The organism is Pigmentiphaga litoralis (assembly GCF_014651835.1).
GTDB lineage: Bacteria > Pseudomonadota > Gammaproteobacteria > Burkholderiales > Burkholderiaceae_B > Pigmentiphaga > Pigmentiphaga litoralis.
In genome coordinates this window covers 3339646-3352051 of sequence record NZ_BMXQ01000001.1, presented here as the reverse complement: position 1 = coordinate 3352051, position 12406 = coordinate 3339646, and the positions used below count along the sequence as shown (strand labels likewise).

At 66.4% G+C, this 12406-nt stretch carries 12 protein-coding genes; 6 read left to right on the top strand and 6 right to left on the bottom strand.

The window, feature by feature from the left end:
* Nucleotide 1 precedes the first annotated feature (1 nt).
* On the bottom strand, nt 2-1036 hold the full coding sequence (locus tag IE116_RS15235; protein ID WP_229828196.1) for a Bug family tripartite tricarboxylate transporter substrate binding protein: 1035 nt from the start codon (nt 1034-1036) through the stop codon (nt 2-4).
* 135 nt (nt 1037-1171) lie between these two features.
* Between IE116_RS15235 and IE116_RS15230 the strand changes: the two genes are divergently transcribed.
* Nucleotides 1172-2023, top strand: coding sequence for an AraC family transcriptional regulator (locus IE116_RS15230; RefSeq protein WP_189613747.1), 852 nt, complete (start codon nt 1172-1174; stop codon nt 2021-2023).
* Here IE116_RS15230 and IE116_RS15225 read toward each other — a convergent pair.
* Complete coding sequence (locus IE116_RS15225) at nt 2020-2829, bottom strand: IclR family transcriptional regulator (RefSeq protein WP_189613746.1); 810 nt, start codon at nt 2827-2829, stop codon at nt 2020-2022. The two genes, IE116_RS15230 and IE116_RS15225, sit on opposite strands and share 4 nt — an antisense overlap.
* Before the next feature lie 172 nt (nt 2830-3001).
* Between IE116_RS15225 and IE116_RS15220 the strand changes: the two genes are divergently transcribed.
* From IE116_RS15220 to IE116_RS15205, 4 genes are all read left to right on the top strand, one after another.
* The gene (locus tag IE116_RS15220; protein WP_189613744.1) at nt 3002-4246 is read left to right on the top strand and encodes a cytochrome P450; all 1245 of its coding nucleotides are present in this window, start codon (nt 3002-3004) and stop codon (nt 4244-4246) included.
* Between the two features lie 97 nt (nt 4247-4343).
* Nucleotides 4344-5690, top strand: a complete 1347-nt coding sequence (gene hmgA, locus IE116_RS15215; RefSeq protein ID WP_189613743.1) for a homogentisate 1,2-dioxygenase — start codon at nt 4344-4346, stop codon at nt 5688-5690.
* Entirely contained in the window at nt 5687-6976 is a 1290-nt protein-coding gene (gene fahA, locus IE116_RS15210) for a fumarylacetoacetase (protein ID WP_189613741.1), read from the top strand. The genes hmgA and fahA overlap by 4 nt, the downstream gene beginning before the upstream one ends.
* 72 nt (nt 6977-7048) lie before the next feature.
* The gene (locus IE116_RS15205) at nt 7049-8029 is read left to right on the top strand and encodes a Bug family tripartite tricarboxylate transporter substrate binding protein (protein WP_189613739.1); all 981 of its coding nucleotides are present in this window, start codon (nt 7049-7051) and stop codon (nt 8027-8029) included.
* A gap of 76 nt (nt 8030-8105) precedes the next feature.
* On the opposite strand, the gene IE116_RS15200 is transcribed toward IE116_RS15205, so the two are convergent.
* Nucleotides 8106-8747 (bottom strand): TetR/AcrR family transcriptional regulator, encoded by a 642-nt coding sequence (locus tag IE116_RS15200; RefSeq protein WP_189613737.1) that lies wholly within the window; start codon nt 8745-8747, stop codon nt 8106-8108.
* Between the two features lie 176 nt (nt 8748-8923).
* Between IE116_RS15200 and IE116_RS15195 the strand changes: the two genes are divergently transcribed.
* Nucleotides 8924-9940 (top strand): MBL fold metallo-hydrolase, encoded by a 1017-nt coding sequence (locus IE116_RS15195; RefSeq protein WP_189613735.1) that lies wholly within the window; start codon nt 8924-8926, stop codon nt 9938-9940.
* Between the two features lie 19 nt (nt 9941-9959).
* Here IE116_RS15195 and IE116_RS15190 read toward each other — a convergent pair whose 3' ends face one another.
* The 3 genes from IE116_RS15190 to IE116_RS15180 are packed head-to-tail and all read right to left on the bottom strand — an operon-like array spanning nt 9960 to nt 12406.
* Nucleotides 9960-10286, bottom strand: a complete 327-nt coding sequence (locus tag IE116_RS15190; RefSeq protein WP_189613734.1) for a DUF3325 domain-containing protein — start codon at nt 10284-10286, stop codon at nt 9960-9962.
* Nucleotides 10283-12022 carry a PepSY-associated TM helix domain-containing protein gene (locus tag IE116_RS15185; protein WP_189613732.1) on the bottom strand — a complete coding sequence of 580 codons (1740 nt, stop codon included), beginning with the start codon at nt 12020-12022 and terminating at the stop codon, nt 10283-10285. Before IE116_RS15185 ends, IE116_RS15190 begins: the two co-directional genes overlap by 4 nt.
* Before the next feature lie 12 nt (nt 12023-12034).
* Nucleotides 12035-12406, bottom strand: a complete 372-nt coding sequence (locus IE116_RS15180; protein ID WP_229828195.1) for an iron transporter — start codon at nt 12404-12406, stop codon at nt 12035-12037.

Below are 12406 nucleotides of genomic sequence, written 5' to 3'. Positions count from 1 at the left end.
ATCAGTCAAGCTGGACTCCAATCGATCGGACGAGTTTGCCCCAGAAGGGGACGTCATGCGCCACGGCGCTTGTCAGCGCATCAGGCGTGTCGGCGCGCACGGCCACGCCCTTGGCGGCCAGATCCTGCGCCACCGCCGGATCGTTCAGCACGGCGTTGAGCGCGGCGTTGGTACGCGTCACGATCTCGGCCGGCGTGCCTTTCGGAAAGGCCAGACCGTACCAGAGTTGCTGCGTGTAGGCCGGCATGCCCTGCTGCGCGAAGGTCGGCACATCGGGCAGGATGGGGGTGGGCGCAGTCGTGGCCAGCGCCGTCATCTTGCCGCTGCGCACGAAGGGCGCAAGCCCCACGGGATTGTCGAACAGAATGTCCACCTGGCTGCCGATCAGGTCCGTGTAGGCCGGCGCGGCGCCGCGGTAGGGTATGTGGGTCAAGGCCAGCGCGCGGTCCTTCGCGAACATCTCGCCCAGCAGATGCGACACGGTGCCCGCGCCGACCGACGCATAGCTGCCGCTGCCCTTGGCCTTCAGGATCCGGGCAATGTCCGCGACCGAGTTGGCCTTCAACGACGCGTTGGCGACCAGCACGTAAGGCGACGTGCCGATGAAGCCGGCGTAGCTGAAGTCGGAAACCGGGTCATAGGGCAACTGCTTGTACAGGCTGGCAGCCACGGCATGCGTGCTGGTGGTGACGGCCAGCGCGGTGTAGCCGTCCGGCCGCGCCCTGGCGGCCTGCGCCGAGCCGATAGTGCCGCCCGCGCCGCCCACGTTGCTGATGACCACGGTCTGGCCCAGCCGCTGGCTCATGCCTGCCTGCAGCAACCGGACCACCAGGTCGGTGCCCCCGCCGGGCGGGAAGGGCACGATCAGCGTGATCGGTTTGTCGGGCCAGGCGGCATGGGCGGGAAGGGGCACTGCGGCAAGGGTGAAGATAGCTGCCAGTGCCAGGGCGGCGGCCGGGACAAGCGGGGTCGATCCAAGGGACGTCAGGGCGGACGTGCTGGCGGACGGCGACATGTGGGGCGAGGTGTGGGCCATGTGGACCTCCTGTTCGATGGCCTCATGCTAGGTGTCCGTGTCGTGACGTGCCAACCTGGACGCGACAGGCGGCGATCCGAAACACGACAGGCAGCCGATCTTGCATGAATCCACCCGTGCGCCGATACTGGCCCGATGACCCTGCTTTCTTCCAAGCTCGACCTGATTGCTCGTGACGGCTACGCGCTCGCGGCCAGCCGGCAGCCGGGCTATGCCTTCCGGTGGCACACGCACGATTGCGCGATGCTGCTGTGGCCGCGCGCAGGCGCGTTGCTGACGGCGTGGGGCGGGCAGGAAGACGGCAGCGCGGGATTCGGCAGCGTGGAACAAGGCCCCCTGCAAGACCGGCTGGTCAAAGGTCAGGCCTTGCTGCTGCCTGCGCATGTCGCGCATCGCACGCGATCGGGCAGCGCCCTGCAGCAGCATGGCGAGCTGTACCTGGCGCCCGAATGGGTGCAGGCATGGAAGGCCGGTGGCGTGCTGCAACTGGACGGCGCGGCGCAGGCCATGCTCGATGCCTTGTGGATGCCCGCCCTGTCGGCCCGTGCCGCACCCGGGCTGGTGCATGCGCTGATCGCCCAACTGGCGGGCAGCCGGATCAAGCCTGCCGTGGCCGCGCCGCCCGCCGGGTTGGCGCAGCGCTGGCACAGCCTGCTGCAAGCCAGGCTGGCGGACGGCGGTGCCTTGCCCACCGTTGCCGAGTCGGCATCCTGGCTGGGGGTGACGATGCGCACCCTGCAACGTGCCTGCCTGGCGCAATTCGGCCAGACGCCGGTGGCCTTGCGGCGGTCCATGCTTGCCGCCGTCGCCCGCACGCACCTGGCCGCCGGCGCGTCGCTGGCGCAGGTCAGCGCGGAACTGGGCTTTGCCAACAGCGGTCACCTGGGCCGCTTGCTGCGGGACGTGCCGGTGGCGGCGGCGCAAGCGCCCGATGTGCCCCATGCACCCGACGCAGACGAACGCCCGCCCGCCTCCTCGCCGGACTAAGCGCCCGGCAGCACCCCATGCCCCAGCCGGTCTGACAGCGTGCGCGCTGCCTGCCGGACGGCATCGGCAATGGGGCCTGCCGGGTCCGCATTGAACACGGCATCGTTGCCCAACGCGGTAATGGCCAGCACCAGGCGGCCGTCGTGGTCGAACACCGGCGCGCTGACGGAATTGATCCCGGGCACCAGATCCCCGACCACCACGCCCACGTAGTTGTCGCGCACGGTGCGCGCCAGTTCCTTCACATCTTTGGCGGTTTCCGGAAAACGCTTCACCCTCGCGGCCTTGCGTTCCTTGAGTTCGTCGGCGATCAGCGACGCCGTCAGGGCAGGGTCCAGGAACGCGGTGAACACGCGCCCCGTGGCCGATGCCAGCAAGGGCATGACGGACCCGGGCCGCACATTGACGGTGACCGGGTGCGGCGAGTCCCGCCACTGCACGACCGTCGGCCCGCGATTGCCCCACACCGCCGCCAGCACCGTTTCGCCAACCGTGACGCTGAGTTCGTCCAGCAGGGGCGTGACGAGTCGGATGGCATCGACCTGCGCCAGCCCCGCCAGTCCCATGCGCAGGGCATTGCGGCCCAGGCTGTAGCGGCCGTGCGCATCCTGCTCGACATACCCGAACTTGATGAAGCTGACCAGGTAGCGGTGCGCCTTGGCCGGGTGCATGGCCGCGGCATGGGCGATGTCCTTGAGCATGGCCGGGCGAACGAAACCGGCAAAGGCATCGAGCACGGACAGGCCTGTCTCCAGGGCTTGCACGCCGCCCGCGCCGCGCAGATCGGAGCTGGTGTCGGAGGTCATGGATCGGCTCTTGATGATTACGTCTGGCGTAACTCTAGCACGCCACGCGTAATGCGCCTTGACGTCGCAACCCGTCTGAAATTACTCTTGCCGTAAACCGATTACGTCAGAAGTAACCTGCTGCCACGCAGCGGCGCACCCATCGACGAACACCAGGACGTGGTGACGAGACATGCACAGCACTGCCCCCAGCCTGGCCGCGGATCCTCGCGCACTGGCCGATACCTTCGACCTGGCCCACCTGCCGGCCGAGTTCTATGACGACCCCTTCCCGACCTATCATGCCTTGCGCGAACACGCGCCGGTCAAGCGATTGCCGGGTGGAGGCGTCTTCCTGACACGCTACGCCGACCTGATCGCGGCCTACAAAAGCACGCGGGTCTACAGCAGCGACAAGAAGGTCGAATTCAAACCCAAGTTTGGCGACTCGCTGCTGTTCGAGCATCACACCACCAGCCTGGTCTTCAACGATCCGCCCCTGCACACGCGCGTGCGCCGGCTGATCGCGGGTGCACTGACGCCGCGCGCCATCGCGGGCATGGAGCCCGGCTTGATCCGCCTGGTCGATACGCTGCTGGACCGCATGGCCGACAAGGGCGACGTCGACCTGATCGAAGACTTTGCGGCGGCCATTCCGGTCGAAGTGATTGGCAACCTGCTCGACGTGCCGCACGATGAACGCGAGCCGCTGCGCGACTGGTCGCTCGCGATCCTGGGCGCACTCGAACCGGTGGTCACGCCGGCGGCCGCGGACGAAGGCAACGCGGCCCTGCGCCAGTTCCTGGATTACCTGGACGGCCTGATCGCGCAGCGCCGCGCATCGCCCGGCGATCCGGACCACGATGTGCTGACCCGCTTGCTGCAAGGCGAGCCCGATGGCGAGCGGCTGACGTCGGCCGAGCTGCTGCACAACTGTGTGTTCCTGCTCAATGCCGGTCATGAAACGACGACCAACCTGATCGGCAACGGCTTGGTCGCGCTGGCGCAGTTTCCGGACCAGAAAGCACGGTTGATTGCCGAGCCGGACCTGATCAAGACCGCGATCGAAGAAGTGCTGCGATATGAGAGTTCTAACCAACTGGGCAACCGCATGACGACGGAGACGGTCGAGATCGGCGGTGTGACCTTGCCACCTGGTACGTCGGTCACGCTCTGTATCGGCGCGGCCAACCGCGACCCCGAACAATTTCCCGATCCCGACCGCTTCGACATTGCGCGCTCGCCCAACCGGCACCTGGCCTTTGGCAGCGGCATTCATCAGTGTGCTGGCATGTCGCTGGCCCGCCTGGAAGGCGCGATCGCGATCTCGCGCTTCCTGGCCCGTTTTCCCGACTACACGCTGACCGTGCCACCGGTGCGCGGTGGCCGCGCCCGTTTCCGCGGCTTCCTGCATGTGCCAGCCCGGGTGCGCGGCTGATCGTGGATGTCGTCAACCCATGCATGACGGCGCGATGCAAGATGCGGCAGTCGACGTATCCAGCCATGCAGGTCGTCACTTTTCTTTCAGGATGCTCATGAACTCGTCAGCCACTCCGCCCAGCCAGCCCGCGGCCGGCTTTGCGTCCGACGCCGGATACATGTCGGGCTTCGCCAATGAATTCGCGACCGAGGCCTTGCCGGGCGCTTTGCCCGAAGGCCGCAACTCGCCGCAACGCGCGCCCTATGGCCTGTATGCGGAGCAGCTGTCCGGCACCGCATTCACGGCGCCGCGCAGTCATAACCGCCGGTCCTGGCTGTACCGGATCCGGCCGGCCGCGGTGCACCTGCCGTTCGAGCCTGTGCCGGACGACGGCCGCCTGGTCAGCGAGTTTGGCCGCGTGCCCCCCACGCCACCCAATCAGTTGCGGTGGGACCCGCTGCCCATGCCCGATGCGCCCACGGACTTTGTCGATGGGCTGGTCACCATGGCAGGCAACGGGTCGGCGGACGCGATGGAGGGCTGCGCCATTCACCTGTATGCCGCCAATCAATCCATGACGCGCTTCTTCTACAGCGCGGATGGCGAACTGCTGATCGTGCCGCAGCAGGGGCGCCTGGTGCTGGATACCGAGATGGGCCGCATTACCCTGGAGCCGCAGGAGATCGCCGTGATTCCGCGCGGGTGCCGCTTCAGGGTGACACTGCCCGACGGTGACGCGCGCGGCTATGTGTGCGAAAACTTCGGCGCCTTGCTGCGCCTGCCCGACCTGGGCGTGATCGGGTCCAACGGGCTTGCCAATCCGCGGGACTTCCTGACACCCAACGCGGCCTACGAAGACGTGGAAGGCGAGTTCGACCTGATCGCCAAATTCGGCGGTGGCCTGTGGCGCGCGCGGATGGGGCATTCGCCGCTGGACGTGGTGGCCTGGCATGGCAACTACGCGCCCTACAAGTATGATCTCCGCCGCTTCAATGCGATCGGCTCGATCACCTACGACCATCCGGATCCATCGATTTTTCTGGTGCTGCATGCGCCTACCGACACGCCCGGGGTCGACAGCCTGGACTTCGTCATCTTCCCGCCGCGCTGGCTGACGGCCGAAGACACCTTCCGGCCGCCCTGGTTCCACCGCAACGTGGCCAGTGAATTCATGGGCCTGGTGCATGGCGCCTACGATGCCAAGGCCGAAGGTTTCGTGCCCGGCGGCGCCAGCCTGCACAACTGCATGTCGGGCCATGGTCCGGATGCCGGCACGTTTGAAAAGGCCTCGAACGCCGACACCCGTTCTCCCCACAAGGTGGGCGACACCATGGCTTTCATGTTCGAGACCCGCACCATCATCAAGCCGACGCAGCGCGCGCTGGCGTCATCGCAATTGCAAGCCAACTACTTCCAGTGCTGGCAGGACCTGACACGGCACTTTTCCCCGGAGACCCCATGACCCCAGCGACCCCCACAACCCCTCACAAAAGCTGGGTGCCGTCCGCCAATCGCGCGGACTCGCACTTCCCGATCCAGAACCTGCCGTTCGGTGTGTTCACCCCCGCAGCGTCGACCGAGCCGCGCGTGGGCGTGGCGATCGGTGACGAGATCCTCGATCTGTCGGTACTGGAGGCGCGTGGCCTGTTGAATGCGCCGGCGGGGCTGTTTGCCCAGCGCACGCTCAATCCGTTCATGGCGGCGGGACGCGACACATGGCGCAGCGTGCGCAGCCAGCTGACGCAACTGCTGTCCGACGACACCGCGACCCTGCGTGACGACGTGGCCTTGCGGCAGTCGGCGCTGGTGCCGCAGGCTCAGGCCACGATGCATCTGCCGGTCGACATTCCCGGCTACACCGACTTCTATTCGTCGCGCGAACACGCCACCAATGTGGGCGCGTTGTTTCGCGATCCCAAGAACGCGTTGATGCCCAACTGGCTCGAGATCCCGATCGGCTACAACGGCCGCGCCTCGTCGGTGATCGTGAGCGGCACGCCCGTGCGCCGGCCCAATGGGCAGATCAAGAAACCCGACCAGGAACGGCCGGTGTTTTCGCCCTGCCTGCGGCTCGACATCGAACTCGAGACCGGCTTCTTCGTGGGTGTGCCGAGCGGCCTGGGTGACCCGATCGCCTGCGAAGACGCCGAGTCGCACATCTTCGGCATGGTGCTATTGAACGACTGGAGCGCGCGTGACCTGCAGGCCTGGGAATACGTGCCGCTCGGTCCCTTCAACGCCAAGGGATTCGCAACGACGATCTCGCCCTGGGTCGTGACGATGGACGCGCTGGAACCGTTCCGCTGCGCCCAGCCGCCGCAGGACCCGGTGCCGCTGTCCTACCTGCAGCATGAAGGGCACCACGCCTTCGACCTGCACCTGGAAGCCGCGATCCGCCCGGCCAGTCAGGACAAGGCCACGACCTTGTCGCGCACCAATTTCAAGTTCATGTACTGGACGATGGCGCAGCAACTGGCGCACCACACAGTGTCGGGCACCAACACCCGCGTCGGGGATCTGATGGGATCGGGCACGATCAGCGGATCGACCCCGGACTCGCTGGGATCCTTGCTGGAAATGACCGCCGGCGGAAAGACGCCGATCACGTTGAACGGTGGCGAAACCCGCACGTTCATTGAAGATGGCGACGAACTGATCCTGACCGGCTGGTGCCAGGGCGATGGGTATCGCGTCGGCTTCGGCACCTGCACTGGAACCATCCTGCCTGCGCATCCGATCAAGGGTTGACGCGTTGGGCCGCCCATCACGATAGTTCGATCAAGAAAATAATTCGATCCATAACGATATCCGGAGACACCTTTGAAAAGCTTCATCAAGCTGGCGCTGTCGGCGTCGATACTCGCGTCCGGGCTGGTCCTGGCCGGCAGCGCCGCGGCGCAATCGCCCAGTGGCAAACCCCTGCGCTGGATCGTGCCCTACGCCGTTGGCGGCGGGTCGGACTTCCTGGCCCGGACCATCGGCGCGCAACTGGCCGAGAACACCGGCCAGACCGTTGTCGTCGACAACCGTCCGGGCGGCAACACAGCGATTGGCGCCGTCGAAACCGTGCGGGCCCCGCACGATGGCACGACGGTGCTGTCGGCCGACAACGGCACGCTGATCTTCAATCCGGCGCTGTACAAGTCGCTCAGCTATGACCCGCTGCGCGACCTGGCGCCGGTCAGCCTGATGGGCCGCTTCCCGATGATCCTGGTCGTGGGACAGACCACCGACATCAAGGACGCCAAGGACTTCATGGCCAAGGTCAAGGCCGCGCCCGGCAAGTTCAGTTATGCGTCGGCAGGAGCGGGCAGCCCGCATCACCTAGCCATGGAATTGCTGAAGGAACGCGCCGGCTTGCGCATGCTGCACATTGCCTATCGGGGCGCCGCGCCGGCATTGGTCGACGTGGCCGGGGGTCAGCTGGCCGCGATGATGACCGACCTTGCCGCCGGCAATGCCTTCATCAAGGGCGGCAAGGTGCGCGCGATCGCCGTGGCCAACGCCACGCGCCTGCCGCAGCTGCCTGATGTGCCGACCTTTGCCGAACTGGGCGTGGCCAACGTCGAGGCCGCCGCGCTGGTCGGCATGGTCGCCCCGGCCGGCACCCCGCCCGAGGTGATCGCGACGCTGCAGAAGAACGTGGCCGCCGCGATCCACACCCCCGCGGTCAGCAAGAAGCTGGTGGAATTCGGCGTCGAGCCCGTGGGTGGCACACCGCAGGAATACGCTGCGCTGATCCAGAAAGAGACGGCCGTCTGGCACAAGCTGATCAAGGATCTGAAGATCAGCCTGGATTGATAAGCAGCTGCTTATCAATCAAAGATAAGCTGGCGCTTATGTATTGAGGGCTTATGGATGAAAGATAAGCCGGCGCTCAGGTATCGAGCCGGCCGGGTCCGTCGGGGTCCGGCCGGTCGTACCTGGCCAGGAACATATCTATCGTCGCCGCAACGATGTGTTCCTGCCGTCCCGCCGACAGGGGCGCCTCGCCCATCGTGACCTGCGGCCAGAAGCCGAAGGTCTTGAGCATGCCGTGCAACTGCTGCGCGGCAAATACCGGATCGGCGCCGCGCAGCTTGCCATCGTCCTGCGCCGCGCGCAGCCACACCAGCAGGCCTTCTTCCTTTTCGCCCAGTCGCGCGACCATGTTCTGCGCCCGCTCGGGCGAATGAATGGCGGCGGCAATGGCCACCCGCGCCAAATCGAGCAGATGCGTGTCATTGAGCATGCGCAGCTTGGCAGCCAGCAGTTCACGCAGCTGATCGCGCAGTGGCACGTCGCTGCGATAAGCCAGTTCCCGTTCGGACGCGCTCACGTTCCAGAGTTGCACCAGAATGTCCGCAAACAGCACTTCCTTGCTCGGAAAGTGGTTGTACACAGTGCGCTTGGAGACTTCCGCCCGGGTGGCGATCCGGTCCATGCTGGTCGCCTCGAACCCGTTCGCGCGGAACTCGGCAATGGCTGCCGCAAGAATGGCGTCGCGCTTGCGGTCGGTCAGGCGGGGGGCATCGGTCATTGGGAACGTTCGCTTCGCAAAGGAGGTCAGTCACACTCAGGCCGCAAATTTTACACTGGCCAGTTTACTTTTTGATCGCGACTCCCTACACTGGATAAACTACACCGTACAGTGTACTTATCAGTGTGCTTATGGCGCCACCGTTTGGTCGCGCCCATTCCGGAGCTGTCCTGTCCATGTCCGATACCCCGTCTTCCGCCGTTTCCCCGCTGGCCGGATTGCGCGCGCGAGTCCCGCAGCGCCCCGTGCAGGCGGGCCTCTTCAACACGCTCAAATTGATGTGGAAGGTGTTCTTCGCCAAGCCACGCACCACCCGGCCGTCGGGCCGGATTCCCGTGCACACGTTGACCGCGGCCGCTTTGCTGGCTGCGCCGGACCACACGGTGTATCGGCTCGGGCACTCCACGCTGCTGCTGAAACTGCGGGGCGGCTTCTGGCTGACCGACCCGGTGTTTTCCAAGCGCGCATCGCCTGTTCAATGGGCCGGACCCAAGCGCTTTCATGCGCCGCCCATTGCGATCAAGGACCTGCCGCCGCTGCGCGGCGTGATCCTGTCGCACGACCATTACGATCATCTGGATTACGCCAGCATCCAGGCGCTCGCCCCCAAGACGGATGTGTTCCTGACGCCGCGTGGCGTGGGTGACCGGCTGATTGCCTGGGGCGTGCCGGCAGACAAGGTGCGTCAGTTGTCCTGGTGGGAAGAGTCCGAGGTCGATGGCATCCGCTTCGTGCCGGGGCCGGCCAAGCACTTTTCCGGCCGCACCCTGCGGGATGGCAATCGCACGCAGTGGGCGTCGTGGATCATCGTGGATGGCGATACGCGGGTGTTCTTCAGCGGCGATACCGGCTATTCGGCGGGCTTTCGCCAGATTGGCGAGCGCTACGGGCCGTTTGACCTGACGCTGATGGAGACGGGCGCCTACGACGCCCGGTGGCCGGGGGTGCACATGCAGCCTGAGGAAAGCCTGCAGGCGCATCTGGACTTGCGTGGCAAGTGGATGCTGCCCATCCACAACGGCACGTTCGATCTGGCCTTCCATGACTGGCACGAGCCGTACGACCGGATCGTTGCGCTCGGCAAGCAGCATGGCGTGCAGGTCACGACGCCACGCATGGGTGAAGCCGTCGCCATTGCCAAGCCGCATGCGGGCGAAGCGTGGTGGGTCGGTGTGGATGCGGTCACCGCGTGAGGGATGGGCGTCGGCGTCATCAGACCAGCCAGGCCAGCAATCCCGCTCCGCCAATGACCGCCGCCGACGACAGCACCCGACGCGGCGCATAGCTGAACATCAAGGCGCACGCGATGCCGGCAATGCTGAGCATGCCAAGCCAGAAGCTGATGCCGACCGACGTGCCTTCGGTCTGGATCGCGGCCATCAGCGCCAGCACCAAAAGTACAGAGCCAAGCACGCGCCAGCCTAGCTTGCGGCGGTTGTCGAGGGTTGGCAGTTCCGCCTGTTCCTGATGCCGTTCCATCGCCAATGCCAGGCCGACGAAACCCGAGTAGGACAGCAGCAGGGTCGCCAGGCCGCTCATGATGTCGCTCCGGACAATGGCGCGGCGCGGCCGGGCCGGCTGCCTTCTTTGTTGCCGCCCTCGGCCTTGCGTCCGGGCGTCCTGGCCGCGACCGCGCCCGTGTCGCCGCCACGCAGGCGATACGCAGCAAAGGCCAGCAACGCACCCATCACCAGGCAGGCCGCATCGACGCCCGCTACCGCCCACAAGCCGGCGGGAACACTGACCATCAACCCCGCGCCGCCGGTGAGCGCGTTCAATATTGGCAGGAAGACAAAAAGTCCTGCCGCCAATGCCAGCTGTTCGCGCCAGGCGCTGCGATGCGGCCGGACCGCAGCATGCACCAGGCAAGCCAGCCACACGATGAACAGTGTGTTGACCTCCCATGCGCTGCGCTGCGCGAAGGTGGCGGCTATCAAACGGTTGGCGTGGAAGTAGGCGCCAATGGCCACCGGCAAGCATGCAATGCCGGCCACGTTCAGCACTTCCACGAGGCGATGGCCCTTTGGCGTCGCGCCCAGCTTGCGGCGCTCGGGCAGGCGTTTGACGACCCACAACACCATGCCGGTGGCAACCATCAGCGTACCGATGATTCCGCCGATGAACAGCGCCCATCGCATGGCCGGTCCGGCAAAGCGGCCCAGGTGCAGGCTGGTCATGACGTTGTAGGTGGCGCGGATGGCGGAAGGCGGGGGCGGAGTGTCCTGCTCGAGCAGCGCGCCGTTGCGGCCATCGAATACCAGCTTGCGGCTGCCGCCGCGCTCGGTCAGCTTGCGACCGCCGTCTTCACGCAGCTCGATGCGCGCGCCGGGGGCGCCGGGGCGCGTGACCACAATGGTGCCGACTTCGCGGTCGGGCCATGCCGCGCGAGCCTGCGCCAACAGCGGCGCGATCGGGGTCAATGGCACCGGGCCGTCAGCTACGGCCGCGTTGCCACGCCGGCCACCGCCGCTACGGCCCTCGCCACCACGCACTTCGCCGCCTTCTGCTTGGCCTGCACCACCTTGCCCACCCTGTCCCTGCGCGGCCGGCGCCTGGCCGCGGAACTCCGCAAAGAACGCCGCGTTGTCGCCCTTGTAGACCGCATCTTTCGGGAAGGGCATGAGCATGTTCATCAACAACAGCAAGCCACTGAACGTGATGACGATATGCAAGGGCAACGCAAGCACGGCGGTGGCGTTGTGCGCATCCAGCCACGATCGCTGGCCCTTGTTGCGGCGGAAGGTGAAGAAGTCGATGAAGATCTTCTTGTGCGTCACGACCCCGCTCAGGATCGCGGCGAACATGACCAGGGTCGCGATGCCCACGATCCATCGGCCCCACACGCGCGGCATGGCGTGCAGTTCGAAATGGAAGCGATACAGGAAGCTGCCGGCGCGGGTATCGCGCACCGTGATCGGATCACCGGTGGCGGCGTCGAGCATGGCGCGTTCGGTGCCTGCGCGCCCGGCGGCGGCGCCGGGCTTGCGCCACGACGCTTCGACCGCGTTCTGCCGTTCATTGGGCAGGGTCAGTGTCCAGGTCGTTGCGTCCGGCGCCAGCCGCGCCATGCCATCCACGGCGCGTTGCGCGGTGTCGGGCTGCGGCACCGACCGATGCAATTCGGGCCGCATCCAGGCATTGATCTCATCCACAAAAAAGCTCAGGGTGCCGGTCAGGAAAACGGCGTACAGCAGCCATCCCAAAAGCAGGCCCGACCACGTGTGGAACCACGACATGGCCTGCCGCAGACCTTCGGATTTACCATCGATGCGCATGGCGCGACCCTGTCAGAGAAAGTAGTGGGCAATGGCCCAGCACGCGGCGGACGGGGCCAGCAGGCCCGTCCACAGGCGCGTCAGGCTGGCGCAGCGAAAGGCCCACATCGCGGCAACGGCGTGCACGATGAAGGCCAGCATCGTGGTCAGCAGGACAGCGTCGACGCGCGGCAGGGGCAGCACGGCGGCCAGCACGGTGGCGGTGCTGGCGCCCAGCGCATAGCCGCCAAAGATCGCCGCCGCGGCGCGCGACGCGATCTGCAGGCGGTACCGAAGGATCGACGGCGCAGGGGCTTGGGCCGGCGTGGCCCGCCTGGCATCCGCCGTGGCAGTAGCAAGCAGGACCGGTGCAACGCCGTCGTCGATAGCAGTGCGCGTCGTCAT

Excerpts from the sequence above, each read along its gene's own strand:
- hmgA (WP_189613743.1), top strand. The coding sequence starts at position 4,344 with ATGAACTCGTCAGCCACTCCGCCCAGCCAGCCCGCGGCCGGCTTTGCG.
- IE116_RS15180 (WP_229828195.1), bottom strand. The coding sequence starts at position 12,406 with ATGACGACGCGCACTGCTATCGACGACGGCGTTGCACCGGTCCTGCTT.
- fahA (WP_189613741.1), top strand. The coding sequence starts at position 5,687 with ATGACCCCAGCGACCCCCACAACCCCTCACAAAAGCTGGGTGCCGTCC.
- IE116_RS15230 (WP_189613747.1), top strand. The coding sequence starts at position 1,172 with ATGACCCTGCTTTCTTCCAAGCTCGACCTGATTGCTCGTGACGGCTAC.
- IE116_RS15185 (WP_189613732.1), bottom strand. The coding sequence starts at position 12,022 with ATGCGCATCGATGGTAAATCCGAAGGTCTGCGGCAGGCCATGTCGTGG.
- IE116_RS15220 (WP_189613744.1), top strand. The coding sequence starts at position 3,002 with ATGCACAGCACTGCCCCCAGCCTGGCCGCGGATCCTCGCGCACTGGCC.
- IE116_RS15235 (WP_229828196.1), bottom strand. The coding sequence starts at position 1,036 with ATGGCCCACACCTCGCCCCACATGTCGCCGTCCGCCAGCACGTCCGCC.
- IE116_RS15225 (WP_189613746.1), bottom strand. The coding sequence starts at position 2,829 with ATGACCTCCGACACCAGCTCCGATCTGCGCGGCGCGGGCGGCGTGCAA.
- IE116_RS15190 (WP_189613734.1), bottom strand. The coding sequence starts at position 10,286 with ATGAGCGGCCTGGCGACCCTGCTGCTGTCCTACTCGGGTTTCGTCGGC.
- IE116_RS15195 (WP_189613735.1), top strand. The coding sequence starts at position 8,924 with ATGTCCGATACCCCGTCTTCCGCCGTTTCCCCGCTGGCCGGATTGCGC.
- IE116_RS15200 (WP_189613737.1), bottom strand. The coding sequence starts at position 8,747 with ATGACCGATGCCCCCCGCCTGACCGACCGCAAGCGCGACGCCATTCTT.